We start from the raw sequence: 25,876 nt of genomic DNA, 5'->3' as shown, positions 1-25,876 counted from the left end.
ACGCCATGGACGCCCTTCTCAATGCCGCCTCCGGCGGCGCCGTACCGGTGATCAAGGACAGCAACACCGCCGGCTTCCGCGCCGACGTGATCGAGGCCTCGATGGAGGTGCCGGTCATCGTCGATTTCTGGGCCACCTGGTGCGGCCCGTGCAAGACGCTGGGGCCGCTGCTGGAGAAGCAGGTCCAGGCCGCCCAAGGCAAGGTCCGGCTGGTCAAGGTCGACATCGACCAGAACCAGGCCCTAGCGGCGCAGCTGCGCATCCAGTCGGTGCCGACGGTCTACGCCTTCTACCAGGGCCGCCCGGTCGACGGCTTCATGGGCGCGGTGCCGGAAAGCCAGGTCAAGAGCTTCATCGACAAGCTGGTGCAGCTGGCCGGACATGATTCCCACGACCATGTCGACGAGCTGCTGGCCGAGGCCAAGAGCGTGCTCGACAGCGGCAACATCGAGGAGGCCGCCGGCATCTACCAGCATGTGCTGGCGCATGCCCCGGACAGCGCCGCCGCCGCGGCCGGCCTGGCCCGCTGTCTGATCGCGCTGGGCGAGATCGAGCAGGCCAAGCAGTTCCTGGAGAGCCTGACGCCGGAGATGGCGCGCCACGCCGATATCGCCGCGGCGAAGACGGCACTGGAGTTGGCCGAGCAGAGCGCCGTAGCCATTGCCGGACTCGCCGGTCTGCGCCAGCGGCTGGAGGCCAACCCGAACGATCATGAGGCGCGCCTGGAGTTGTCGACCGCCCTCTACGGCGCCGGCCAGCGCGAGGAGGCGATGGACGAGTTGCTGGAGGCGTTCCGCCGCGACCGCGAGTGGAACGAGCAGGCGGCGCGCAAGCAGCTGGTCAAGCTGTTCGAGGCGCTGGGCCCGACCGACCCCCTGACCCTGTCCGGCCGGCGTCGGTTGTCCTCGCTGCTGTTTTCATGACCCGGTCCGGGACATGAGGGGGCGGCCGCGCGCGCCAGCCTTCGATGACCTCGGCACCGACCTGCCGGTGTTTCCCCTGCCCGGGGTCCTGCTGCTGCCGCGCGGCCTCCTGCCCCTCAACATCTTCGAGCCACGCTACCTCGCCATGGTCGAGGACGCGCTGGCCGGCGGCCGGCTGATCGGCATGATCCAGCCGCGGCCCGGCCAATGGGGCGCGGCCCCCCCGCCGCTCTACACCGTCGGCTGCGCCGGCCGGATCACCAGCTTCGACGAGACCGATGACGGCCGCTACCTGATCACCCTGACCGGGCTGTGCCGGTTCCGGGTCGAGCAGGAGCTGGAGGAGCGGCGCGGCTATCGCCGGGTACGGCCGGGCTGGACCGGCTTTTCCGCGGACATGGCCGAGCCGACCCCGGCGGAGATCGACCGTGCCGGGCTGGACCATGCCCTGACCGAGTATTTCCGCATCGCCGGCCTGTCCGCCGATTGGGAGGCGATCGGCCAGACGCCGGATGAGCGCCTGGTCACCTCGCTGGCCATGATCTGCCCGTTCGAGCCGCAGGAGAAGCAGGCGCTGCTCGAGGCGAAGGATCTCTGCGAGCGCACCCGAGTCATGCTATCGATCATCCGGATGGCGATCCATGGCGGCCATGCCGGCCGCGTGCGCCACTGACGGCCCCTGTTCCCGGACCCCCCTGCCATGACCGATATCCCCGATTCCGACAGCACCGCTGCCCCCGGCAGCCCGGCCCCCACCAGCCCCACCCCAACTGGCTTCACGGGGGTCGACCCGCGACTGCTGGAGATGCTGGTTTGCCCGCTGACCAAGTCGCTGCTGCGCTACGACGCCAAGGCGCAGGAGTTGATCTCGGACCAGGCGCGGCTGGCCTATCCGATCCGCGACGGCATCCCGATCATGCTGGTCGACGAGGCCCGGCCGCTCGACCCCGACGCGCGGCGCTGACCCCATGAGCTCGATGGGCAGCCCGCCCCTGACGGGCAGCGCCGCCCGGCCGGTCGAGATCCGGCTGAAGCGGGCCGAGCGCGTGTTGGAGCTGCGCTTCGACGACGGGCTGCACGTCACCCTGTCGGCCGAGCTGCTGCGTGTCGAGAGCCCGTCGGCCGAGGTGCAGGGCCACGGCCCGTCGCAGAAGACCATCGTCGGCGGCAAGCGCAACGTCGCGATCACGGCGGTCGAGCCGGTCGGCCACTACGCGGTGCGGCTGGTGTTCGACGACGGCCACGACACCGGCCTCTATTCCTGGACCTGGCTGCACGAGCTGGCGACCCGGCAGGACGAACTGTGGCGCGCCTATCTCGCCGCGCTGGAGGCGCGCGGCCTGTCGCGTGACCGATAAGGCCGGCGCCCTGCCCGCCGCGACCGCCGCCGCCCTGGCCGGGCTGCGGCGCTGGCTGGGCAACCAGGCGCTGATGGCCGGGGTGGTGCAGGATGTCGCCTGCGGCTTCGCCGACGGCCTGCTGGCCGCCGGCATTCCGCTGTGGCGGGCCTATCTCTCGGCCACCACCCTGCATCCGGAGATGGAGGCGTTCGGGCTGCTCTGGACCCGTGACGGCGGCCGGGAGCGGGAGGAGTATAGCCACGGCTCCTGGGGCCAGATCTCGAGCCCCAGCCCGATCTACGAGGCGGTGCTGGCCGCCCGGGAGGCCGCCGCCACAGATCCCGCCGGCGCCCAGGCCGAGGACATCGTGCGGCTGACCCGCTATCGGCTGGAGCGGGGCGAGGGGGTGGACCGCTACCCGATCCTGGCCGAGATCCACGCCGCCGGCGCCACCGACTATCTCTGCTTCATCCTGCCCTTCTCGTTCGACGGCACGCTGCACCCGCTGCGCACCGGCGCCTCGGTCACCCTGGCGACCGACCGGCCGGGCGGCTTCACCGCGGCGGAGGTGCAGGCGATCAGCGATCTGATCCCCGGCTTCGGCGCCGCCATCCGCATTGGCGTCGACCTCGCCGCCTTCCGCACCGTGCTGGGCACCTATCTCGGCCGCGACGTCGGCCGGCGGGTGCTGCATGGCGAGATCCGCCGCGGCTCGGTCGAGACCATCTCGGCCGCGATCCTGGTCGGCGACCTGCGCGGCTTCACTGCCCTGGCCGACGCCCTGCCGCAGGACCAGCTGGTCAGCATGCTGGACGATTATCTCGACGCGTTGGCGACGCCGGTCGAGGGCCATGGCGGCCAGGTGCTGAAATTCATGGGCGACGGCCTGCTGGCCACCTTTGCCTTCGCCGAGGGCGATCCGGCCGAGACCTGCGGCCAGGCCCTGGCCGCCGCGGTCGAAGCGCTGGACCGGATCGCCGCGATCAACCTCCGCCGGGCCGCCGAGGGAGTACCGGTGATGACGCTGGACGTGGCGCTGCATGTCGGCGACGTGCTGTACGGCAATGTCGGCTCGGGCCAGCGGCTGGACTTCACCATCATCGGCCCGGCGGTGAACGAGGCCGCCCGGCTGGAGAATCTGTGCGGCGTGCTGGGCGTGCCGATGGTGGTCAGCCGCCGCTTCGTCGAAGCCCTGGCGGCGCCGGAACGCTTCCGCTGCCTCGGCCTGCAGACCCTGCGCGGCGTGAGAGTCCCGGTCGAGGTGTTCACGCCGGCTTAGACTCGGCCTCCCACAGCCGCCCCAAATCGAAGCCGTGCACGTCGCGGCACAGAGCGACGAAGGCGGCGGCCTGGTGGTCGACCACCTGCCGCCCCTTCTCCGCCGTGGCATTGCCGGCATTGCCGACCGCGCCGCCGGGGTTCAGGTCCTGCGCCATCCAGCCGAACTGCGACACGCCATGCGCCCGCAGATGCGCGAACTCCTGGATGAACTCCAGCTGGGTCGACCGGAAATCCCCGGCCAGCTCCATCTTCACCAGGCCGGGGCGCAGATGCAGCATCACCGAGGTCTCCATGTCGCCGCCATGGATGCCGTAGGCCGCCTCCTCCGCCGGGAACAGCCCGTCCGGGTTGCCGAAGCGCGACCAGGCCGAATGCACCGCCAGCATGCCGTGCCGGACCCGCAGCTCGCGCGCTACCACGTCGAGGATCGGCACGTTGCCGCCATGCGAGTTGATCAGGATCAGCTTGGCGACCCCGGCCCGCCGCACGCTTTCTCCGATCTCGACCAGGTATTGCGTCAGCGTCTCCCAGGACAGGGTCAGGGTGCCGGGCGAGGCGATGTGCTCGTTCGACTTGCCGACCGCCTGGGTCGGCAGGAAGGTGACCGGCAGCTCTTCCGGCAGCAGCTCCAGCACCCGCCGCACCATGCCCTCGGCGATGCAGGTGTCGGTGTAGACCGGCAGGTGCGGCCCGTGCTGCTCGATGGCGCAGACCGGCTGCACCGCGATCCAGCCCTCTGCTCCCCCGTCGCGGAAGTCGAGCGTCGTCATCTCGTGCCAGTAGCGCTTCGGCAGCATCCGTAGGTCCTTTCAGGCGGCAGGGCCGGCAGCGATCACTTCCACCTCGACCAGGAACTCCGGCCTGGAGAAGCCGGAGACGATCATCAGGGTCGAGGCCGGGGGCGGGCCGGCGACGATTCGGTCGCGCACCGCCATGTAGCCCTTGAGATGCTCCCGCCCGGTGACGAAGGCGTTGATCCGGATGATGTGCGACAGATCCATCCCCGCCGCCGCCAGGATCGCCCGGATGTTGTCGAAGCACAGCTCGGCCTGGCCCTCGACCGTGGCCGGCACCGCCTCGTCCGGGCCGATGCCGAGCTGGCCGGAGCAGACCACCAGGCGACTGCCCGCCGGCACCTCGACGGCATGGCTGTAGCGGGCGAAGGGCGGCCGGATTCCGGCGGGGGTGATGGGGCGCGACAAGGGGATTCGTCTCCCGCAAAAGGCCAGGAACCGTAGGACTCCAGCCGGCCGGTGACAAGGTTGCCGGGTGCAAGAAATCTGGACTAGGCTGCCCAGTTGTTGGGCACCGGAGGGAAGGGCGTCGGCCGCGGCGCGCCGCCATCCGGGCGCTCGACGGGACCAATCTCCCGCGGATCGCAGGCTGGCCGCGGCAGCCCCAGGCCCTGGGGGTGGATGGCACGGCCGTTGCATCCTGTCGTCTTTGGCGCTGCGGCATAAAAAACGACATAGGGATCGGCTTCATGCAACTTTTCGGACGAGTCCTCGCTCTCGCCGTCGGCCTGGCGGCGGGAATGGCAGCCGGCGCGGCCTCCGCGGCCGACAAGGTCAGCTTCGGCACCAACTGGCTGGCCCAGGCCGAGCACGGCGGCTACTACCAGGCGGTGGCGGACGGCACCTACGCCAAATACGGCCTGGACGTCACCATCGTCATGGGCGGGCCGCAGGCCGCCAACCGGGCGCGCCTCGTCGCCGGCCAGATCGACTTCTTCATGGGCGGCACGCTGGACGCCTTCGATTCGGTCAAGGAAGGGGTGCCGGTGATCAACATCGCCGCCATCTTCCAGAAGGACCCGCAGGTGCTGATGGCCCATCCCGACCAGGGCATCGAGACCATCGCTGACCTGGCGAAGCTGGACACGCTGTTCCTGTCCGGCGAGGGCTACGACACCTATTACCGCTGGCTGAAATCGGCCTATCCCGGCTTCCGGGACGAGCAGTACAAGCCCTACACCTTCAACCCCGCCCCCTTCATCGCCGACCCGAAATCCGGCCAGCAGGGCTATCTGACGTCCGAGCCGCGGGACATCGAGAAGCAGGCCGGCTGGAAGCCCAAGGTCTTCCTGCTCGCCGACAACGGCTACGAGGCCTACTCCACCACCATCGCGGCGCAGCAGGCGATGATCGACCAGAACCCGGACTTGGTGCAGCGCTTCGTCGATGCCTCGATCATCGGCTGGTACAATTATCTCTACGGCGACAACAGCGCGGCCAACGCCCTGATCAAGAAGGACAATCCGGAGATGACGGACGAGCAGCTGGCCTATGGGCTCGAGCAGCTCAAGGCCCAGCACATCATCATCGCCGACGAGGCCGAGACCCAGGGCATCGGCTGCATGAGCGGGGACCGCTACCAGCGCTTCTACGACAGCATGGTCAAGGCCGGGGTGCTGGATGCCGGGCTGGATGTCAGCAAGGCCTTCACCAACCGCTTCGTGTGCAAGGGCGTCGGCCTCGATGTCTACAAGAAGCTGGCCGGCGGCTGAGGTGGATGCGGTCGCCTTGACCACGCCCGGGAACGGCGCCGCCGACGGGGTGCTGGTGTCGCTGGACGGGGTGTCGAAGCGCTTCGCCAGCGGCACCCTCGCCCTGTCCGCCCTGTCGCTCGACATCCGGGAGGGGGAGTTCGTCAGCCTGCTCGGCCCTTCGGGCTGCGGCAAGTCGACGGCGCTGCGGCTGATCGCCGGGCTGGGCGCCCCCTCCGCCGGCGCCATCCGCTGGCCGGGCGGCGGCGAGGGCGCGCCGGAGGGCGAGGTCGGCTTCGTGTTCCAGGAGCCGACGCTGATGCCCTGGGCCACGGTGTTCAAGAATGTCTGGCTGCCGCTGCGGCTGAAGGGCCTGTCGCGGGCGGTTTCGCGCGACCGGGTGATGGAGGCGCTGGCGATGGTCGGCCTCGACCGCTTCGCCGACGCCTATCCGCGCGAGCTGTCGGGCGGCATGAAGATGCGGGTGTCGATCGCCCGCGCCTTGGTCACCCGGCCCAAGCTTCTCCTGATGGACGAGCCCTTCGCGGCGCTGGACGAGATCACCCGGATCAAGCTGAACGACGACCTGCTGCGGCTGTGGCAGGGGCAGAACTGGACCATCGTCTTCGTCACCCATTCGGTGTTCGAATCCGTCTACCTGTCCAGCCGGATCGTGGTGATGGCGGCGCGGCCGGGCCGGGTGATCGAGGAGGTGGCGGTCGATGCCCCCTATCCGCGCGGCAACGAGTACCGGATGTCCACGCCTTACAACGAGCGCTGCCGCACCGTGTCGGACGCGCTGATGCGGGCGATCATGGTGGCGGCGGAGCAGCGATGACACAGATCGGGTTACAGGCCGAGGACGAGGCCGCCATCGCCGAGGCCCGGCGGGCCGAGCCCGGCCACATCCGGGCGCTGGCGGCGCGGATCGCGGTGCCGGTGATCGCCTTCGCCGCCTTCATCGCGCTGTGGCAATGGTACGTCGTGGCCTATCAGGTGCCGCGCTACATCCTGCCGGCGCCGACCGAGGTGGCGGCCACCATGGTCGGCGACTGGCCGATCCTGTCCTCGGCCCTGGCGGTGACGCTGACCATCACCTTCGCCGCCCTGGCCGCGGCCCTGGTGGGCGGCGTGACACTGGCCATCCTGTTCATCCAGTCGCGCTGGCTGGAGCTGGCCTTCTACCCCTATGCCGTGGTGCTGCAGGTAACGCCGATCGTGGCGATCGCGCCGCTGATCATCATCTACGCGCCGTCGACCGAATCGGTGCTGCTGATCTGCGCCTTCATCGTCGCCTTCTTCCCGATCCTGTCGAACATGACCCAGGGGCTGAAGAGCACCGACCACAACCTGTTGAATCTGTTCGAGCTGTACGGCGCCTCGCGCTGGCAGTCGCTGCTGCATCTGCGCATCCCGTCCGCCCTGCCCTATTTCGCCACCGGCCTGCGCATCGGCGGCGGGCTGGCGCTGATCGGGTCGGTGGTGGCAGAGTTCGCGGCCGGGTCGGCCGGCGCCCAGTCCGGCCTAGCCTTCCGCATCCTCGAGGCCGGGCGGCGGCTGAACGTGCCGCGGCTGTTTGCGGCGCTGATCCTGATCACCCTGACCGGCCTGGCGATCTTCGCCCTGACCAGCCTGGTGTCGCATCTGCTGCTGCGGCGCTGGCACGAAAGCGCCATCCGGCGGGAGAACTGAGATGGGCTTCTCCACGCTGCCCGAGGCCCGGCGCTACCGGCTGACCAACGCCACCGTGCCGGCCTGCCTGACCGAGGCTGCGGATCTGGTTCCCGACTCCGAGGGGCTGGCGCTGGCCGACCTGACAATCGACGGCGGCATCCTGGCCGCGATCCGCCCGGCCGGCCGCCCGGATCCGGAGAGTGACCCGAAGGGTCTGCCGGCGCTGGACCTCGATCGCGGCATGGTGTGGCCGGCCTTCGTCGAGGCGCACACCCATCTCGACAAGGGCCATATCTGGCCGCGCGCGCCGAACCCGGATGGCAGCTTCGACGGCGCGCTCACCGCCGTGCGAGGGGACCGGGCAGCGCACTGGTCGGCGGCGGATGTGCGCGCCCGCATGGAGTTCAGCCTGCGCTGCGCCTTCGCCCATGGTACGCGGCTGATCCGCACCCATATCGACAGCGACCCGCCGCAGCACCGCGTCTCCTGGCCGGTCTTCGCCGAGCTGCGCAAGGACTGGGCCGGACGGGTCGAGCTGCAGGGCTCGGCCCTGGTCGGCATCGACCGGGTGTTGGAAGACCCTTATTTCGACGATCTCAGCCATACAGTCCGCGCCCATGGCGGCATCCTCGGCGCCGTCACCTATCCGGTGGCGGGGCTGGAGGCCGGGATCGACCGGATGTTCCGCCATGCCATTGAGCACGGCCTGGACCTCGACTTCCACGCCGACGAAACCGGCGACCCGTCGGTGCGCTCGCTGGCGCTGATCGCCGAGGCCGCCATCCGCCACCGCTTCCGCGGCCGGGTTCTGGTCGGCCATTGCTGCTCCCTGGCCCGGCAGCCCGAGGACGTGATCGACCGCACGCTGGACCTGGTGGCCGAGGCCGGCTTGGCCGTGGTGTCGCTGCCGATGTGCAACTTGTACCTGCAGGACCGCCGCGCCGGGGCCACGCCGCGCTGGCGCGGGGTGACGCTGCTGCACGAGATGAAGGCCCGCGGCATCCCGGTGATGGTGTCCTCCGACAACACCCGCGACCCGTTCTACGCCTATGGCGATCTCGACGCGCTCGAGGTCTATGCCCAGGCGACGCGCATTCTGCATCTCGACCACCCGGTCGGCGACTGGCCGCGGGCGGTCGCGGCCACCCCGGCCGAGGTGCTGTGCCGGCCGGAGTTCGGCCGCCTGGCCGCGGGCGGCGGCGCCGATCTGGTGCTGCTGCGCGCCCGCAGCTGGACCGAGCTCCTGTCCCGTCCCCAGGCCGACCGGATCGTGGTCCGCGCCGGCCGCGCCGTCGACACCACCCCGCCGGATTATCGCGAGCTGGACGCGCTGCTGGCGCCCCAAGGAGAGCAGGCATGACCGATCTCGCCGCGCTGAAGCGCGACCTGGAGGGGCTGCGGGTCACCGACGACCCGGTGCTGGTGAAGCAGAAGAGCCAGGATTTCTTCTGGTACTCGCCGGTGCTGAAGCGGCAGTTGGAGCATGTCACCGGCGACCTCGTCGTCTCGCCGACCTCGGAGGCCGAGGTGGTGCAGGCGCTGAAGGCGGCTTATGCCCACGGCGTGCCGGTGACGCCGCGCGGCGCCGGCACCGGCAATTACGGCCAGGCCATGCCGCTGTCCGGCGGCATGGTCTTGAACCTGGCGCGGATGAACCGGGTGACGGCGATCCGCCCCGGCGCGGTGGCGGCCGAGGCCGGCGCCGTCCTGGCCCAGATGGATACGCAGACCCGGGCCAAGGTCGGGCAGGAGATGCGGCTGTTTCCGTCGACCTACCGGATGGCGACGATCGGCGGCTTCCTGGCCGGCGGCTCCGGCGGCGTCGGCTCGATCCGCTGGGGCGGCCTGCGCAACCTCGGCAACGTCATGCGGGTGCGGCTGGTGACGATGGAGGCGGAGCCGCGCATCCTCGACCTGACCGGCGAGGACCTGCTGAAGGCGCTGCACGCATACGGCACCAACGGCATCATCACCGAGGTCGAGATCCCGCTGGCGGCGGCGCCGGACTGGGTCGACGTCGTCGTCGGCTTCGACGACTGGATGGATGCGGTCCGCTTCGGCGAGGAGATCGGCCGGGCCGACGGCCTGCTGGTCAAGGAGATCGCGCCGGTCGCCGCGCCGGTGCCGCACGAGTATTTCCTCAAGCACCGGAAGTTCGTGCGCCCGGACCAGTCGGTGGTGCTGCTGATGGTGGCCGACTTCGCCATGGGCGGCTTCGAGGCCTTCATGAAGCGGTCGAAGGGCGAGGTGCTGTTCCGCGCCGACACCGCGACCGACGAGGAAAGGAAGGGCCTGCCGCCGCTGTACGAGCTGACCTGGAACCACACCACGCTGCGGGCGATCAAGATCGACCCGACCATCACCTACCTGCAGGTGCTGTACCCCTTCCCCGACCATCTGCGGTTGGTCGAGGAGATGACGAAGATATTCGGCGACGAGGTACCCGGGCATCTCGAGGTGATCCGCTTCGACGGCAACGTCACCTGCTCCGGCCTGCCGATCGTGCGCTTCACCACCGAGGAGCGCCTCGACGAGATCATCCGCATCCATGAGGACCATGGCTGCCTGATCTTCAACCCGCACCGCTACACCCTGGAGGAGGGCGGGATGAAGCGCACCGACGCGGTGCAGTTGGAGTTCAAGCGCGAGACCGACCCGCGCGGCCTGTTGAACCCCGGCAAGATGATCGGCTGGGACAACCCCGGCTACGACCTGAACTCCGGCCGCATCTACCTGTTCCCAGGCCTGCAGGCGACGGCGTGAGGATGGTCGACGGCTTACTCTCGGAAATAGATCGCTTTAAGTCCCCCCTCCCCTTGCGGGAGGGCGGCAGGGGGAGGGGCCTGCGCGCGTCCGCGCGCGAATGCGCAGGGCACCGAATTCGCCGTCCGTGCCGGTTTGCGACAGTCTGGGCCGGCTCGGGCCGAGAGAACCCCCTCCCCCTAGACCCCTCCCGCGAGGGGAGGGGGGCCTCAGAAGAGGCGGTGCGTGAAAGTCGCACAGCGATTTCGGGTGAGGGAGGGGCCCCGGCTTCCCCGCCAGGCGGCACCTGACCCATGCGCGTCCTGGTGCTGTTCGCGCATCCGGTCGAGATCAGCTTCCACGCCGCGCTGCACCGGGCGATGGTCGACGCGCTGCGCCGGGCCGGGCACGAGGTCGACGACTGCGACCTCTACGCCGAGGGCTTCGACCCGATCCTGACCCGAGAGGAGCGGCTGCAGTACCACGACCTGTCGGTCAACCGCCGTCCGGTGGAATCCTATGTCGACCGCCTGCTGCGGGCCGAGGCGCTGGTGATCATGGCGCCGGTGTGGAACTTCGGCTTCCCGGCGATCCTGAAGGGCTGGTTCGACCGGGTGATGCTGCCCGGCGTCTCCTTCGTGATGAAGGACGGAAGGGCCACTCCGAACCTGCAGCACATCCGGTCCTTGACCGCGGTCGTCTCCTATGGCGGCACGCGCTGGGCCTCGCTGCTGATGGGCGATCCGCCGCGCAAGCTGGTGCAGCGCTGGCTGCGCGGCCTGATCCGCCCCTGGGCGCCGGTGCGCTACCTCGCCCTCTACGGCATGAACCGCGCCACCGACGCCGACCGCGATGTCTTCCTGGCACGGGTGGTCGGGGCAGCGCAGCGACTCTAGGCTGGTGTCAGACCTCGACCGGCACGGTCTCGGGCTAGGAGGAGCAGGCGAAGATCCAGCCTTCGGCGATCTTCATTGGCCCTAGCGCGCGGCCTTTCTGATGAGATCCCGGAAGTCCCGTTCCTCTCTCGTCATCTCGGGCGAGCGGATCGCGCCGAACGCGGCCGCGGCCGCCCCAGCCCGCACCGGCGCGTCCTCGAGACTGTCCGGACCGGCCAAGCGGAAGGAAATCGGCGACAGCGGGCCGAAGAGCAGGGCCCGCTCAAGATCCGGATGGCGCTCGAGGTCAGGCTCCACCCCCGCGCGCCGGGCGAAGAGAATCGCCAGATCATGCATGCCGACGCTCTGCGGGCCGCCGCGCCTGGCTTGGCAGAGGGCGAGACCCGCTGCCAGCGCCTGCCGGCTCGGCGCTGGCACAATTCCGGCCCACGCATAGGCGACCCAGCGGGCTTGCAGCTCGATCACCGGATAGGCCGGCCCGATGATGTCGTAGAAGCCGACGCAGGCGAGGCCGTCGAGATCCGGATGGAATGTGTGGTCGCAGAGATCGATATGCGTGTCGTCGAGCCCCAGGCTGGCGACAATATCCGGTGCCAGGAAAGGCAGCGAAAGACGGTAGCCCGTGCCGAACAGGATCGCGTCGAAGCCCCTCGTGCTGCCGTCGGCGAACCGCACCTTGCGCCCGTCGATACCGTCGATCCAGGGACGGACCTCGATCCGGCCCTCCGCCACCAGCGGCAGGAAGCTTTGCGACTGGGAGATCCCGGCGGCAAAGACGTTCTCGTCGGGCGTCATTGCGCCGTACTGCTCGGGACTGCCGGCGACACGCATGATCGTCGTCTTCAGCCCAGCGGCGAGCGCGTGAGGCGGCAGGCTTTCGTCAGCGAGGGCCGCGGCCCGCGTGAACACCACGTGGTCGGCCGGCACGCCCGCCAGGAGTTTCGGCACAATGTAGCGCTGACGGCGGCAGCAGGCGGTGACGCTGTGGGCGCCGGAAAGGGCGATATCGGACGCGATCTCGAGGGCACTGATCGAGCAGCCGGCGACCAGGACGTCCTTGCCCCGATAAGCGAGCCCGCCGTCATACTGGCTTGAATGGGCCACGCCGAGCGCGCCCGCGAAGCCATCGAGCCCCGGCACCGGAGGGATGCTCGACGCCACATAGCGTCCGGTGGCGACGACAACCCGGATATAGCGCTCCGTCCGGACCTCGCCCTCATGGTTCGACCGGACACGCCAGCCGCCGCCCTCGGCCTTCCCCACCTCCTCGACCCGGGTCCGGAAGCGGATCCGGGTGGTCAGCCCGAACCGCTCGGCGTAGCGCTCCAGGTAAGCTTGCACGTCCTCCCGCCCCGGATAGACGGGGGTGCCTTCGACATAATCGAGATCCGAAAAGCTCGTCATGACGCGGCTGGTGTTGGTGCACATTCCCGGCCAGGTAGCGCTGAGCGGCGAGGTTGCGCTCCATTGGCCGCCGAGCCGGTCGGCTACTTCGAACAGAACGGGCTCGAAACCATGGGCCGAGAGCCAGCGTGCGACTGCAAGACCGGCCGGCCCGGCACCAATCACGGCGACAGCGCGAGGATCACTATCGCAGGCAGCGGTATCGTACATGGCGTATCTCCTTGAGCTCGATGCCCGGTGCTTACGCTCCCTCCGCCGTCTGAATTTCCTAAATCCTTCCTAAGTGCGGCGCGTGTTCCCCAAATGGCCGCCGACCGTCTATTCTCACCCTCCTGGGGGTCATTGGAATGAGCTTCGACCAGGATCTCGCCGTCTTCATGGTCAGCCCGGTAATGATCATCCTGGGCACCTGCGACGGCGCGCATTCACCGGACATCGGCCGGGCGGTCGGTGCCATGGCCAACCCCGCCAAGGGGCGGATCGACCTGGTGATTTCCCAATGGCAATGGCCAAAGACGGTGGCGAACATCCGCGAGACCGGGCGGTTGTCGGCCACCTTCGCCCGGCCATCGGACTATGCCTCCTACCAGGCCAAGGGGCGGGCTTCGGTCGTTCCTGCCACGCCGGAGCACCTCAGACACTCGGCGAGGTATGTCGAGGCCATGACGGCGACGTTGGAGGGCCTTGGCCTCGACCGATGGACGGTTGCACCATGGTTTGTCATCCGCGATCCGGTGGCACTCGCCTTCTCGGTCGAGGCCGTCTTCGTGCAGACCCCGGGCGCGCAAGCCGGGCAGTTGCTCGAACCGCAGCGATGATTCGGCTACGCGATCTCTCGGCCTGCTTCGAAGGCGTCATTCCGTCCATCATCGCCACTGCGGCAGCGGACGGCACGCCGAACATCTCCTATCTCTCGCACGTGACGCTCGTGGATGATGAACGGGTGGCCCTTTCGAACCAGTTCTTTTCGAAGACTGTCGCGAATGTGCAGGCAAACCCGGCGGCGGGTCTGCTTCTCGTCGACCCGCGCGATGGCGGGCAGTACCGACTGGACGTGATCTTCGAATGCTCGCTCAAGACCGGCGAGCTCTTCGAGGACATGGCGAGCCAGCTCCGTGCCACCAGCGCCCAGATCGGCATGGCGGAGGTGATGCGGCTCCGCAGCGTCGACGTGTATCGCGTGAGGTCCATCCGCGCCGTGGCGTTCCCCGCCACGGCCGCTGCCGCCCCGCTGTTGTCGGAGGCCAGCCCGCGGCTTACCGCCGCTGCCGCGATCATCCGCAGGATCTCCTTGGAGGCCGACCTCGGCTCCGTCATCGACGCGATCCTGGACGGGCTGCGCGACCTCACGGGCTGCGGCAATGGCATGGTGCTGCTGAAGGATCCTGCCGGCGATAAACTCGTCACGATTGGCAGTCGAGGCTACGAACGGACGGGTATCGGCTCGGAGGTTCCGCTCGGCGAAGGGGTCATCGGCATGGCGGCGACCGGACGCCGGCCCGTCCGGATCAGCGACATGAGCCGGGCTCGCCGATTCGGCTCCGCGATCCGAGCTTCATCCACGGATGAGAACCGCACGCGCATCATCCCGCTTCCCGGAATGCCGGACGCGATGAGCCATATCGCTCTGCCGATGATTGCACAAGGCGCGCTGCGGGGCGTGCTCTTTCTGGAAAGCGCCGAGCGGCTTGCCTTCACGAGGGAGGACGAGGCCGCGCTGGCCGTCGTCGCCGCCTGTGGTGCAGCCGCGCTCGCCCTCTCGGAAAGCGAGGGCGGGGACGGGCTGTCCAGCGCGGCACCGGCGGCAGGGAAGCCGACAGCGACGGGACGCCCTTTCCGCATCGTCCATCATGCCTATGATGACAGCGTCTTCATCGATAACGAGTACCTGATCAAGGGTGTCCCAGGGCGCCTGCTCGTTTACCTGCTCCGCCTGCATCTTCGTGACGGGCGCAGCGACTTCAGCAATCGCGAAATCCGCCTGGCGGACGAGTTGCGCCTGCCCGAGTTCAAGGACAACCTTGAGACCCGCCTGCTCCTGCTCCGACGACGGCTCGACGAGAAGGCGGCGCCTATTCGGCTGGTGCGTACCGGCCGCGGCCGGTTCAAGCTCGACCTCGCCGGGCCGCCGCACCTGGTCGAATAAGGGGCCATGGGTCTACACCGTCCGGCCCGCGCCGTGGAATCGGTGATCCGGTCGCTGCGGCTGGCTGGCGCCCGCCGCCCTTATACCTCCACCTCGACCAGCGCCGTCTCGGGCTGGGAGCAGCAGGCGAGAATCCAGCCTTCGGCGATCTCGTCGTCGGCGATGCCGCCATTGTGCTCCATCCGCACCTCGCCCTTCAGCTTGCGCACCAGGCAGGTGCCGCAGAGGCCCTGGCGGCAGGCGGTCGGGATGCGCAGGCCGCAGCCTTCCGCCGCCTCCAGCACGGTCTGGCCCGGCAGCACCGTGGCCTTGCGGCCGGAGCGGGTGAAGGCGACCTGCATCCCGTCCCCTGCAATCTCCGGCGGCGGCGCGATCGGGGCCGCGACCGGCACCGGCGCCGGGGTGGCACCGAAGCTCTCCTCATGCCAGCGCGCGCTGGGCACGCCGAGCGCGCCGGCCACATGCCGGGCCGCGTCCATGAACCGGTCCGGACCGCAGCAGAACACCGTCCGCCCGGCCAAGTCCGGGCACAAGGCGGACAGCAGAGCCTGCTCCAGCCGGCCGCTGGCCCAGCCTTCGCCCGCCGGCGCGCCGGTCACCACGAAGCGCAGCCGCAGGCCGGACGCCACCTCGGCCATGTAGCCCAGCTCCGACCGGAACAGCAGGTCCTGTGGCCGCCGGGCGAAATGGACATAGACCACATCGGTCTGCGGCGCGGTGTCGAACAGCCAGCGCGCCATCGACATCATCGGCGTGGCGCCGCTTCCGGCCGACAGGAACAGGTAGCGCTCGGCCGGGTGGTCGAGCAGCGAAAAGCGGCCGGTGGGGCCGTGCGCCGTCAGCGCGTCGCCGACCTTGAGCCTGTCGAACAGCCAGCGGGTGGCGACGCTGCCCGGCTGCACCTTGGCGGTGATCTTGGCGTGGTGCGGCCGCGACGGGGTGGAGGCCAGGGTGTAGGTGCGCAGCACCGGCTCCGGCCCCACCGGCAGCTCCAGCGTCACGAACTGGCCGGGGCGGTAGGAGAACCAGCTGCCGTCCTCCGCCTCGAAGCGGAAGGTGCGGACGTCGGGCGCCTCCTCGCGGATGCCGATGCAGCGCAGCCGCGCAGTCTTCGCGTTCCACAGCGCCGGCGTCGCGGTCAGAGGGCCTGGCACGTGCCTACGCCCCCTACGCCACGTCGCGGATCGAGGTGGCGCCGGTGCCGCCGCCGAGCCGGTGGGTGAGGGTGTCGGCGTACCAGTCGACAAACTGGATCACCGCGCCCTCATGCATCTTCGAATACGGCCCGGGCTCATAGGCCGGGGACAGGATGCCGCGCTGGTTCTCCTCGACGATGCGGCGATCCTCGTCATTGGTCGCGGACCACACCTCGGTCAGGGCCCTGAGGTCGTAGTCGACGCCCTCGACCGCGTCCTTGTGCACCAGCCATTTGGTGGTGACCTCGGTCTCGGTCGGGCTGATCGGCAGGATGCGGAAGCTCAGCGCATGGTCGGCCAGCAGATGGTTCCAGCTGTTCGGATAGTGGTACAGCAGCATCGAGCCGAGCTTGGTGGTCGGGAACTCGGCCAGCAGGCGGTTCACCGCGGGCTGGCCGCTCATGGTCATCGAATGGGCGTCGTTGATGAACGGCACCCGCATCACCCGGTACTGCATGTCGTCCGAGATCTGGTAACGGCTGGGCAGGCCGATCGCCTCGCAGCTCTGCCAGTGCTCGAGGATCTCGGGGTTCTCCTCCATCCCTTTCTGGCCGCTGGTCAGGGTCGGCTGGTCGGAGAAGACGCGGCACAGCTCCGGATGGTTGCCGGAGCAGTGGTAGCATTCGCGGTTGTTCTCCATCACCAGCTTCCAGTTGCCGCGCTCGATGATGGTTGAGCTGTGGGCGACCTTGGCCTCGGCCAGGAAATGCGGCGCCATATAGGGCTCGACCATGCGCCGGAACGGCTCGAAGTCGCGCGGCTGCTCGGCCAGCGAGATGAAGATCCAGCCGCCGACCTCGTGGCAGGCCACCGGCTTCAGCCCGAACTGCGCCGGGTCGATGTCGTTCATCATGTCGCGGGCGAAGATCAGCTTGCCCTCGAGGTCGTAGGTCCACTGGTGATAGGGGCAGACCAGCCGCGGGCGCGAGCCGCGCTCGTCGGTGCAGAGGCGCGAGCCGCGGTGGCGGCAGACATTGTGGAAGGCGCGGATGGCGCGGTCGCGGCCGCGCACCACCAGCACCGGATACTCGCCGATCTGCACGGTCAGGAAATCGCCCGGCCGCGTCACCTCGCAGGCATGGCCGATAAACAGCCAGTCCTGGTAGAAGATGTGCTCCAGATCCAGCGCGAGATAGGCGGGGCTGGTGTAGAAATCCCGCTTCAGGCTGAAGCCCGGTGCGCGGGACAGCAGATCCATCAACATGGCCGAACGCGCTTCCATACCCGACCCTCTCCTCTGGGCACGGTCGCAGATGTGGCATCCGGGTACGCGCGCTCGGAGACCGGACCGGCCCTTCGCGAACATGCCCGCCGACCGCCCACCGCGATCACCGAGACAAACTCCTTCGAGGCTGGTTTCCGGGCTCCGGCGGGCTTCTTGGCCGGTGCGGCGCCTTCCCGGATCGCTCCAGTGGCCCCTGCCGCACCTTACACCGCCGTTACCGTTGCGGGGGCAAGCGCCGGGTTCACACCGGCTTCCCAATTCTCCGATCCGCCGCTGCTCTGTTCCACAGCATCGGACCGGCACCTCTTGGCGGCGATCATGGCGCGACTCCGCGGCCCCGCACGCTCCAGAGCCGACACGCCATGACGCGGCTGCGACACGGCATTTTCTGCTGCGGCATGGCCGCGCTGCGCCAGCCTCTGCCGCCGCCGGATGCGAATGCGCAGCCCCTGCCGGCGTCGCCGGCGGATAATCGGGAGACCGGAACCGGAGGACGCACCATGACGCTGACCGATTTCAAGATCCTGACCTTCGACTGCTACGGCACGCTGATCGACTGGGAGACCGGCATGGTCAACGCGCTGGCGCCGCTGACCGCCCGCGCCAGGCAGCACCTGACCCGCGACCGGATCCTGGAGGCCCATGCCCGCCATGAATCGGCGCAGCAGCGCTGGACCCCGGCGCGGCGCTACAGCGAGCTGCTGGCGATCGTCTACAAGCGCCTGGCCGAGGAGTGGGGCGTGGCGGCGAGCTGGGAGGAGGCGCTGGCCTATGGCCGCTCGATCAAGGACTGGCCGGCCTTCGCCGACACCGCCGGCGCGCTGCAGTACCTGAAGAAGTACTACAAGCTGGCGATCCTCTCGAATGTCGACAATGCCAGCTTCGCCCTCAGCAACGTGCGGCTGCAGGTCGAGTTCGACGCCGTCTTCACCGCCGAGGACATCGGCAGCTACAAGCCCGCGGCCCGAAATTTCGACTACATGCTGGAGAAGCTTGGCGGCCTGGGCATCGCGCCAGGCGAGATCCTGCACACGGCGGAGAGCCTGTTCCACGACCACGAGCCGGCGACGGCGGCGGGCCTGGCCACCTGCTGGATCCACCGCCGCCACGCCGAGGGCGGCTTCGGCGCCACCATGAAGCCGGCGACCGAACCCAAGGTCGATTTCCGCTTCACCAGCATGGCGGAACTGGCAAAAGCTCACCAGGAAGCCTTGCGCGGTTAAATCCCGCGGCCGATCGGACGAGGGGAAGGATGGCGCCGAAGCTGGACCGGATCGACATCGCCATCCTGGCCCGGCTACAGGCCGACGGGCGGATCACCAACGCCGCGCTGGCCGAGGCGGTCGGCCTGTCACCCAGCCCCTGCCTGCAGCGGGTGAAGCGGCTGGAGGCGGCGGGCTACATCGCCGGCTACGGCGCCCGCATCGCGCTGGCGAAGCTGACCGAGACCGTGACCGTGTTCACCGAGGTGACGCTGAGCGACCACCGGCGCGAGGACTTCATCCGTTTCGAGGCCGGCCTCGCCATGGTGGAGGAACTGCTGGAGTGCCACATGGTCAGCGGCGGCTACGACTATCTGCTGCGCTTCCTGACCCGCAGCATCGCCCACTACCAGCAGGTGATGGAGGCGCTGCTGGACCGACGCCTCGGCATTGAGAAGTATTTCAGCTACATCGTCATCAAGTCACCGATCCTGCGCCAGGCCGCCCCGCTGCAGAAGCTGCTGCGGGGGGAGTGAGGGGCAACTGGCTTTGCGGAGAGCTGCCTTGCCCTTTTCCATCCTCCCCCTCCCCTTGCGGGAGGGGGAGGATGGAAAGGGCGGGCTGGAAAGACTCACCCCGTCGCCAAACCGCGCAAATTGCGGTTGGCGACGGCCAGCATCGACAGGTCGACCTGGTCCAGCGCCTTGAGCTCGGACACCAGCTGGTCGATCCGGTCGACCGGGGCGCGGCGGTGCCCGACCCAGGCCTCCACGACATCGGCCCCCGCCGCGCCCGCCGGCGCGTCCTGCAGCGCCCGCACCGCCAGGTCGGCCTGCAGCGTGTACAGGTCGTCGACGATCGCCCCGACCGCTTGCTTCTGCCAATGGTTGCTGGCCGGCATCCGGCTGGCGCCGTCGCGCAGCCAGGCCAGGCCCAGCCGGCGGCCGGTCTCGAAATAGACCGACGCCACCTCGCCGACGCCGCGCCCGGCCTGGTCGGCGATGCGGATGATGTCCATCCCCGCCGCCCACAGGTTCAACCGGGCGACACGGCGCGCCAGATCCTCCGGGAAGCCGGCATCGACGAAGCTCTGGGCGCGGGCGTCGATCACGGTGCGGGCGTCGTCGAAGATCGCGGCGTCCAGCTGACTCTCCAGCTCGGCCAGACCGGGCTTGAGATGCGCCACGTCCTGGCTGATGTTCAGGCCGCGACCCTGCTGGCGCAGGATCCAGGCGACGCTGCGCTCGATCAGCCGCCGCGTCGCCAGCATGGCGCGGATCTGGGCCTGGGCCTGGGCCTCGTTGTCCAGCGCCTCGACCGCCGCCCAGATGTCGCGCAGGCCGAAGCCGTCGCGCACGATCAGATAGGCGCGGGCGATGTCGGCCACGCCCATGCCCGTCTTGTCGACCAGCTCGGAGACGAAGGTGGCGCCGACCCGGTTCACCATGCTGTTGGTGACATGGGTGGCGACGATCTCGCGCCGCAGCCGATGCTGCGCGATGGCGTCCTTGAAGCGCTCGCGCAGTGCCGTCGGGAAGTACAGCACCAGGTCGTCGACCAGAGCCGGGTCGTCCGGCAGGTCGCTGGCCAGCAGCGCGTCGTAGATGTTGATCTTGGCATAGGCCAGGATCACCGCCTGCTCCGGCCGGGTCAGCCCCTCGCGGTTGCCTGAGCGCTGGGTCAGTTCCTCGTCGGTCGGCAGCATCTCGATCACCCGGTCGAGCTTGCCGGCCTTCTCCAGCCCGCGCATGAAGCGGGCCTGCTGGTCCAGCAGCTCGAAGCCTTCGCCGACAGCCAGCGACAGCGCCTGGCTCTGCAGGTAGTTGTCGCGCAGCACCAGGTGGCCGACCTCCTCGGTCATGCTCTCCAGCACCACGTTGCGCTGCTTCAGCGTCAGGTCGCCGGCCTGGACCACGGCGCCCAGCAGGATCTTGATGTTGACCTCGTGGTCCGAGGTGTCGACGCCGGCCGAGTTGTCGATGAAGTCGGTGTTCAGCTTGCCGCCCGCGCCGCCGGCGCCGATCCGGGCGAATTCGATGCGGCCGAACTGGGTGACGCCGAGATTGGCGCCCTCGCCGATCACCCGGGCGCGGACGTCGCGGCCGTTGATACGCAGCGCGTCATTCGCCTTGTCGCCGACATCGGCGTGGCTTTCGCGGCTGCTCTTCACATAGGTGCCGATGCCGCCAAAGAACAGCAGGTCGACCTGGGCCTTCAGCATCGTCTGCATCAGCTCGTTCGGCGTCACCGTCTCGCGCTCGATGCCGAAGCGGACGCGGATCTCGGGCGACAGCTTGACCGACTTCGCCTTCCGCTCGAACACGGCGCCGCCGGGCGACAGCTTCGCCTGGTCGTACTGGTCCCAGGAGCCGCGGCCGAGCTCGAACAGCCGCTTACGCTCGGCGAAGCTGGTCGCCGCGTCCGGATCCGGGTCGACGAAGATGTGCAGGTGGTTGAAGGCGCCCAGCAGGCGGGTGTGCTCGGACAGGATCATGCCGTTGCCGAACACGTCGCCCGACATGTCGCCGACGCCGACGCAGGTGAAGTCCTGGGCCTGGATGTCGGTGCCGAGCTCGCGGAAATGCCGCTTCACCGATTCCCAGGCGCCGCGGGCAGTGATGCCCATCTTCTTGTGGTCGTAGCCGGCCGAGCCGCCGGAGGCGAAGGCGTCGTCCAGCCAGAAGCCGTAATCCTGGCTCACCCCGTTGGCGATGTCGGAGAAGGTGGCGGTGCCCTTGTCGGCCGCGACCACGAGATACGGATCGTCCTCGTCATGCCGGACCACGCGCTCGGGATGCGTGGTCTCTCCGCCGACGATAGTGTCGGTGATGTCGAGCATGCCGCGCATCAGGATCTTGTAGCATTCGATGCCTTCGGCCTGGAACGCCTCGCGCCCGGCCGCGGCGGCCGGCGGCCGCTTCAGCACGAAGCCGCCCTTCGAGCCGACCGGGACGATGACGGTGTTCTTCACCATCTGCGCCTTCATCAGCCCCAGGATCTCGGTGCGGAAATCCTCGCGTCGGTCGGACCAGCGGATGCCGCCGCGGGCGACCTTGCCGCCACGCAGATGCACGCCCTCCATGCGCGGGCTGTAGACGAAGATCTCGCGCCAGGGCCGCGGCAGCGGCAGCTCCTCGAGCGATAGGCTGTCCAACTTCAGCGACAGGTAGGATTTCGGCCGGCCCTGGTCGTCGGTCTGGAAGTAGTTGGTGCGCAGGGTCGACCGCACCAGGTTCAGGAAGCGGCGGAGGATGCGGTCCTCGTCCAGGTTGGTGACCGCGTCCAGCGCGTGCTCGATCTCGACCAGCATGCCGCGGATCGCCACCTCGCGGTCGCCGGTCAGGTCCGGATCGAAGCGGGTGGTGAACATTCGGACGACGGCGCGCGTCGTCTCCGGATGCGCCACCAGCGTGTCCTCGATCGTCTCCTGGCTGAAGGCGAAGCGGGCCTGGCGCAGGAACCTGGCATAGGCGCGCAGCAGGGTGATCGACCGCCAGTCGAGCCCGCCGGCCAGCACCAGCCGGTTCAGCCGGTCGTCCTCCATGTCGCCGGTCCAGATCCGCTCGAATGCGGTCTGGAACACGGCCTTGAGGCGGTTCAGGTCGATCGCGTCGCCGCTGCGGCTGCGCATCTCGAAGTCATGGATCCAGACCGGGGGCTGGCCCGAGAGCGCGACCTCGGTCGGGAACTCCGACACCACCTTGAAGCCGAGATGCTCCAGCATCGGCAGCACGTCGGACAGCGGCACCGGCGTGCCGCGGTGGTACAGCTTGAAGCGCAGCTCGTTCGGCGCCGATTCGATCGGGCGGAACAGGTGCAGCCCGATCTCGCCGGCCTCGTCGATCTCCTCGATCCGCTCGATGTCGACGATCGCCGCCGCCGGCGGGGTCTCCTCGCGATAGCCGGCGGGGAAGGCCTCGGCATAGCGCCGCAGCAGGATCAGCCCCTGCTCCTCGCCCTTCTTGTCGACCAGCGCCGATTGCAGCAGGTCGGACCAGCTGCGCCCGGCCTCGACCAGCCGCTCCTCGATAACGTCGACCGGCTCGTCCGTGCCCTGGCCCGGCTCGCTCTTGATCAGGAAGTGGACGCGGGCATGCGCCCCCTCGGTCATCTGGGTGGTGAAGGCCGTGACCTTGCCGCCATAGGCCTTCTCCAGGATCTTCTGGATGCGGTAGCGCAGGTCGGTGTTGTATCGGTCGCGCGGCACGTAGACGAGGCAGGAGACGAAGCGCCCGAACGGGTCGCGGCGCACGAACAGCGCCGTCCGCTGCCGCTCCTGCAGGTGCAGCACGCCCATGCCGATGTCGAGCAGCTGCTCCTCGGAGATCTGGAACAGCTCGTCGCGCGGATAGGTGTCGAGGATGTGGCCCAGCGCCTTGCCGTCATGGCTGCGCGGGTCCATCCCGGCGCGCGCCAGGGTACGGCTGACCTTGGCCCGGAGATAGGGGATGTCGCGGGCGCTGCGGCTGTAGGCGACCGAGGTGAACAGGCCGACGAACATGTGGTCGCCCATCACCTCGCCGGCCTCGTCGAAGATCTTGACGGTGAAGACGTCGAGATGCACCGGCCGGTGCACCGTCGCCTTCAGGCTGGCCTTGGTGACGGTCAGCGGCGCGGTGCTGCGCAGCATCGACTGCGCCTCCTCCGACATCCGGTCGTAGCGGCGGGCGCCGTCGAACACCGAGACCTCGGCCTGGCGCAGGATGCCCAGGCCGCTGCCCGGCACGATCGCGATCTCGAGCCCGTCCTCGGTCCGGGCGAAGTCGTAGCGGCGATAGCCGAGGAAGGTGAAATGGTCGTCCTCGAGCCATTCCAGGAAGGCGATGATCTCGCGCGTCTCGCCCGGGTCGACCGGCAGCGCCTTGTGGTCGAGCTCCTCGAGCACGGTGCGGATCTGCTGCCGCATCCCGCTCCAGTCCTCGACCGCAGCGCGGACATCGGCCAGCACGCCGCGCAGCGTCGCCGCGATGCGGTCGAGCGTCGCCTGGTCGGTGCGCTCGTCGACCTGGACATGCATGAAGCTCTCGGCCGGCGTCCCCTCCGGCGCCGCGGCCGGGTCCTGCACGTCGGTCAGCCGGCCCTGGGCGTCGCGGGTGACGGCGATGATCGGATGCACCACCAGATGCACGGTCAGGCCGAGCTCGGACATCGCCGCGGTCACCGAATCGACCAGGAACGGCATGTCGTCGTTGATGATCTCGACCACGGTGTGCGGGCTGCGCCAGCCGTAATCGTCATAGACCGGGTTGAAGATCCGGATCTTGACCTCGCCCTTGCGGCGCTCGCCGCCGAACTGCAGCAGGCCTAGGGCGACGCTGTAGAGGGTGTCGGTGCCCTCGCGCAGCACGTCGTGCGGCGGCACGTTGCGGAAATACAGGCGGGTGAACCGCTCGGCCATTCCTCCCTTCGCCGGGTCGAGCCGCTGCTTGGCCAGCGCCACGACATCATCGACGATTTCGGCCTTGTGCTGATCGGCCTTTGACATCCTGCAGACTCCAGAGAGCGTGCGGCCCGGCCCCTCTCGAAACCATAACGGGCCGCATCAGGGCCCCAAGGGCATACAATCAACCCGGGTAAAAGGAAACCGCCGAACCGTGACGGTTCGGCGGCATCCTCCGGCGATTTTGTCAGACGATACGGGCGGTTAGGACATTCCAGGCCACAAAGTCTCCGCAATCCGGTCCGAAATAACCCATCGTCGGTGCGGAACGTTCGCTTCGAACGTCTTCTGGACGGCGGCCCCGCTTCGCCTGTATGGAAGAACTGTATTGGAAGAAATGATTCCGCCGCCAAAACGAGAAAGAGAGAGCGTGTTGTCGAACCGTCATCACTCCTCGCCGACCCTCTTCATCGCCCTCGCCGCGGCCGCCCTGCTGGGCGCCTGCCAGACCACCGGACAGCAGGCGCAGATCCCGCCCTATGATTTCCCGAAGGTGTCCAGCGCCTGGCATGACGAGGTCAGGGTCGTCTACACCGGCACGCTCCAGGTCGGCCGGCCCTGCTCCGTGCTGCGCCGCGACGACGGCAGCGAGGTGTCGATCCAGGGCAAGCCGGTCCCGGTCCGGATCGGCGACCGCATCACCATCTCCGGCCCGACCGCGAAATGGTCGCTGTGCCAGACGCTGGAGACGATCCGCGCCGACAAGCTCGACGTCATGACCAGCGCCTATCTGCCGGCCGCCGGCGGCACCGCCGTGACCGTGGCGCCCGGCGCCGTGGTCGTGCAGCCGATGCCCTGATCGCCGCCGGCATCACGGCATAGGGATTTTAACAGAGCGCAGGCATACTCCCGCCCGGGATACGGGAGGGAAGGCCCGGATGCTGTACGCCATTCTCTGCTACAATTCGGAAGAGGTCCTCGGCGCCTGGACGCAGGAGGAGGACGACGCGGTCATGGCCCGGCTCGACGTCGTCCACAAGCGCCTGGCGGCGGAAGGCAAGCTCGGCCCCGCCGCGCGGCTGGCCTTTACCAGCGCCGCGACCACGCTGATGAAGGGCCACCAGCCGCCCCTGGTGGTCGACGGCCCCTATGCCGAGACCAAGGAGCAGATGCTCGGCTTCTACGTGGTCGACTGCGACTCGCAGGACGAGGCGGTCGCCATCGCGCAGGAGCTGGAGCAGGCGAATCCCGGCCTCGGCGGCTATGAGATCCGCCCGGTCCGGCTGTTCCTGCCCGACGCCCGCCAGGGCTGACCGGCCTCAGGCAGCGCCGGCGGCGGCGCAGATCATCGCCACGCCCGAATCGGCAATCGCTTCCAGGATGGCGCGGGCCTCACCCGACCGGGCGCGCACGGCCAGCGAATGCAGCACCGCCGCGGCCAGCCGGGCGAGCGTGACGGGGTCGGCGCCCGCGCCGATCTCACCGCGGTCCCGGGCCAGGCGGAATCGCTCCTCCAGCTCCTGCTCGAAGGCGGCGAGGCTGCCGTGCAGCATCGCCCGCACGGCCGGGTGCAGCACCGCCTCCACCGCCGCCGTGCCGATCAGAAGGCAGCCGCGCGCCCCCGCCCGTTCGTCCAGATAGGTCGACAGCGCCGTGGCGTAGAGGATCCCGAGCCCCTCGCGCAGCGACCGGCCGGGATCGAGCGCCTGCCGGATCGCAACCAGGCTCTCGTCGCGATAGCGTTCGAGCGTCCGCAGATACAGCGCCTCCTTGTCGCCGAAGGCGCCGTACAGGCTGGGCCGGTTCATCGCCGTCGCCGCGCTCAGGGCATCCAGCGAGCTGCCGGTGAAGCCGCCTTCCCAGAACACGTCCCGCGCCCGCTCCAGTGCCGCATCCGGATCGTAGGCCCGCGGCCGGCCGCGCCTTCTCGGGACTTCGCTCATTTTTGTACTGCTTCGCAGGTTAAGCCTTGACTCTGCATT

The 25,876-nt window shown here is 69.0% G+C and carries 24 protein-coding genes and 1 riboswitch; of the genes, 17 read left to right on the top strand and 7 right to left on the bottom strand.

From position 1 onward, the window contains the following. Nucleotides 1-5: 5 nt before the first annotated feature. The 5 genes from trxA to QFZ27_RS07260 all read left to right on the top strand — a co-directional run bounded on the left by trxA (nt 6) and on the right by QFZ27_RS07260 (nt 3,542). Nucleotides 6-923, top strand: coding sequence for a thioredoxin (gene trxA / locus QFZ27_RS07280; protein ID WP_429225429.1), 918 nt, complete (start codon nt 6-8; stop codon nt 921-923). A gap of 13 nt (nt 924-936) precedes the next feature. Then, nucleotides 937-1,596, top strand: a complete 660-nt coding sequence (locus QFZ27_RS07275) for an LON peptidase substrate-binding domain-containing protein (protein ID WP_429225428.1) — start codon at nt 937-939, stop codon at nt 1,594-1,596. Nucleotides 1,597-1,719: 123 nt separating this feature from the next. Then, nucleotides 1,720-1,887, top strand: coding sequence for a Trm112 family protein (locus QFZ27_RS07270; RefSeq protein WP_429232421.1), 168 nt, complete (start codon nt 1,720-1,722; stop codon nt 1,885-1,887). A gap of 4 nt (nt 1,888-1,891) precedes the next feature. Further along, a complete protein-coding gene (locus QFZ27_RS07265; RefSeq protein WP_429225427.1) occupies nt 1,892-2,281 on the top strand; it encodes a gamma-butyrobetaine hydroxylase family protein in 390 nt (129 codons plus the stop codon). Then, nucleotides 2,271-3,542, top strand: a complete 1,272-nt coding sequence (locus tag QFZ27_RS07260) for an adenylate/guanylate cyclase domain-containing protein (protein ID WP_429225426.1) — start codon at nt 2,271-2,273, stop codon at nt 3,540-3,542. The genes QFZ27_RS07265 and QFZ27_RS07260 overlap by 11 nt, the downstream gene beginning before the upstream one ends. Here the strand turns inward: QFZ27_RS07260 and QFZ27_RS07255 are convergent. Next, nucleotides 3,529-4,341 (bottom strand): creatininase family protein, encoded by an 813-nt coding sequence (locus tag QFZ27_RS07255; RefSeq protein WP_429225425.1) that lies wholly within the window; start codon nt 4,339-4,341, stop codon nt 3,529-3,531. The genes QFZ27_RS07260 and QFZ27_RS07255 overlap by 14 nt on opposite strands. 12 nt (nt 4,342-4,353) lie before the next feature. Beyond that, complete coding sequence (locus tag QFZ27_RS07250) at nt 4,354-4,746, bottom strand: RidA family protein (protein WP_429225424.1); 393 nt, start codon at nt 4,744-4,746, stop codon at nt 4,354-4,356. 281 nt (nt 4,747-5,027) lie between these two features. Here QFZ27_RS07250 and QFZ27_RS07245 point away from each other — a divergent pair, with 281 nt between their 5' ends. The 6 genes from QFZ27_RS07245 (at nt 5,028) to QFZ27_RS07220 (ending at nt 11,341) form a co-directional block, all read left to right on the top strand. Further along, nucleotides 5,028-6,050 (top strand): ABC transporter substrate-binding protein, encoded by a 1,023-nt coding sequence (locus QFZ27_RS07245; RefSeq protein WP_429225423.1) that lies wholly within the window; start codon nt 5,028-5,030, stop codon nt 6,048-6,050. Between the two features lie 16 nt (nt 6,051-6,066). Continuing rightward, entirely contained in the window at nt 6,067-6,867 is an 801-nt protein-coding gene (locus QFZ27_RS07240) for an ABC transporter ATP-binding protein (protein ID WP_429225422.1), read from the top strand. After that, nucleotides 6,864-7,721 (top strand): ABC transporter permease, encoded by an 858-nt coding sequence (locus tag QFZ27_RS07235; RefSeq protein ID WP_429225421.1) that lies wholly within the window; start codon nt 6,864-6,866, stop codon nt 7,719-7,721. The genes QFZ27_RS07240 and QFZ27_RS07235 overlap by 4 nt, the downstream gene beginning before the upstream one ends. A 1-nt stretch (nt 7,722) precedes the next feature. Continuing rightward, complete coding sequence (locus QFZ27_RS07230; RefSeq protein ID WP_429225420.1) at nt 7,723-9,063, top strand: cytosine deaminase; 1,341 nt, start codon at nt 7,723-7,725, stop codon at nt 9,061-9,063. Beyond that, entirely contained in the window at nt 9,060-10,466 is a 1,407-nt protein-coding gene (locus QFZ27_RS07225) for an FAD-binding oxidoreductase (RefSeq protein WP_429225419.1), read from the top strand. Before QFZ27_RS07230 ends, QFZ27_RS07225 begins: the two co-directional genes overlap by 4 nt. A 293-nt stretch (nt 10,467-10,759) precedes the next feature. Then, nucleotides 10,760-11,341, top strand: coding sequence for an NAD(P)H-dependent oxidoreductase (locus QFZ27_RS07220; protein ID WP_429225418.1), 582 nt, complete (start codon nt 10,760-10,762; stop codon nt 11,339-11,341). Nucleotides 11,342-11,422: 81 nt separating this feature from the next. On the opposite strand, the gene QFZ27_RS07215 is transcribed toward QFZ27_RS07220, so the two are convergent. Next, nucleotides 11,423-12,955 (bottom strand): flavin-containing monooxygenase, encoded by a 1,533-nt coding sequence (locus QFZ27_RS07215; RefSeq protein WP_429225417.1) that lies wholly within the window; start codon nt 12,953-12,955, stop codon nt 11,423-11,425. Nucleotides 12,956-13,092: 137 nt separating this feature from the next. Here QFZ27_RS07215 and QFZ27_RS07210 point away from each other — a divergent pair, with 137 nt between their 5' ends. After that, complete coding sequence (locus QFZ27_RS07210) at nt 13,093-13,563, top strand: pyridoxamine 5'-phosphate oxidase family protein (protein WP_429225416.1); 471 nt, start codon at nt 13,093-13,095, stop codon at nt 13,561-13,563. Next, nucleotides 13,560-14,891 (top strand): GAF domain-containing protein, encoded by a 1,332-nt coding sequence (locus tag QFZ27_RS07205; RefSeq protein WP_429225415.1) that lies wholly within the window; start codon nt 13,560-13,562, stop codon nt 14,889-14,891. The genes QFZ27_RS07210 and QFZ27_RS07205 overlap by 4 nt, the downstream gene beginning before the upstream one ends. An 80-nt stretch (nt 14,892-14,971) precedes the next feature. On the opposite strand, the gene QFZ27_RS07200 is transcribed toward QFZ27_RS07205, so the two are convergent. Beyond that, nucleotides 14,972-16,045 (bottom strand): FAD-binding oxidoreductase, encoded by a 1,074-nt coding sequence (locus tag QFZ27_RS07200; protein ID WP_429225414.1) that lies wholly within the window; start codon nt 16,043-16,045, stop codon nt 14,972-14,974. Nucleotides 16,046-16,058: 13 nt separating this feature from the next. Beyond that, on the bottom strand, nt 16,059-17,309 hold the full coding sequence (locus QFZ27_RS07195; RefSeq protein ID WP_429225413.1) for an aromatic ring-hydroxylating oxygenase subunit alpha: 1,251 nt from the start codon (nt 17,307-17,309) through the stop codon (nt 16,059-16,061). Between the two features lie 111 nt (nt 17,310-17,420). Next, a riboswitch (cobalamin riboswitch) is annotated at nt 17,421-17,634 on the bottom strand. A 178-nt stretch (nt 17,635-17,812) separates the two neighbouring features. On the opposite strand from QFZ27_RS07195, the gene QFZ27_RS07190 reads away from it, so the two are divergent. Both QFZ27_RS07190 and QFZ27_RS07185 read left to right on the top strand, forming a co-directional pair. Beyond that, nucleotides 17,813-18,535, top strand: coding sequence for a haloacid dehalogenase type II (locus QFZ27_RS07190; protein WP_429225412.1), 723 nt, complete (start codon nt 17,813-17,815; stop codon nt 18,533-18,535). A 29-nt stretch (nt 18,536-18,564) separates the two neighbouring features. Continuing rightward, nucleotides 18,565-19,050: an Lrp/AsnC family transcriptional regulator gene (locus tag QFZ27_RS07185; protein ID WP_429225411.1), complete on the top strand. Its 486-nt coding sequence runs from the start codon at nt 18,565-18,567 to the stop codon at nt 19,048-19,050. Between the two features lie 95 nt (nt 19,051-19,145). On the opposite strand, the gene QFZ27_RS07180 is transcribed toward QFZ27_RS07185, so the two are convergent. Further along, nucleotides 19,146-23,999, bottom strand: a complete 4,854-nt coding sequence (locus QFZ27_RS07180) for an NAD-glutamate dehydrogenase (protein WP_429225410.1) — start codon at nt 23,997-23,999, stop codon at nt 19,146-19,148. 328 nt (nt 24,000-24,327) lie between these two features. On the opposite strand from QFZ27_RS07180, the gene QFZ27_RS07175 reads away from it, so the two are divergent. Together QFZ27_RS07175 and QFZ27_RS07170 are read left to right on the top strand one after the other, a co-directional pair. After that, nucleotides 24,328-24,753: a hypothetical protein gene (locus tag QFZ27_RS07175; RefSeq protein WP_429225409.1), complete on the top strand. Its 426-nt coding sequence runs from the start codon at nt 24,328-24,330 to the stop codon at nt 24,751-24,753. Between the two features lie 79 nt (nt 24,754-24,832). Next, the gene (locus tag QFZ27_RS07170) at nt 24,833-25,207 is read left to right on the top strand and encodes a YciI family protein (RefSeq protein ID WP_429225408.1); all 375 of its coding nucleotides are present in this window, start codon (nt 24,833-24,835) and stop codon (nt 25,205-25,207) included. Nucleotides 25,208-25,213: 6 nt separating this feature from the next. Here the strand turns inward: QFZ27_RS07170 and QFZ27_RS07165 are convergent, their stop codons facing one another. After that, on the bottom strand, nt 25,214-25,837 hold the full coding sequence (locus QFZ27_RS07165) for a TetR/AcrR family transcriptional regulator (protein WP_429225407.1): 624 nt from the start codon (nt 25,835-25,837) through the stop codon (nt 25,214-25,216). Nucleotides 25,838-25,876: the final 39 nt, after the last annotated feature.

Origin of the sequence: Inquilinus ginsengisoli, assembly GCF_050434925.1 — a bacterium.
Classification (GTDB): Bacteria; Pseudomonadota; Alphaproteobacteria; order DSM-16000; family Inquilinaceae; genus Inquilinus; species Inquilinus ginsengisoli_B.
The sequence above is the reverse complement of the archived record's forward strand: the minus strand, read 5'-3'. Positions and strand labels throughout refer to the sequence as shown.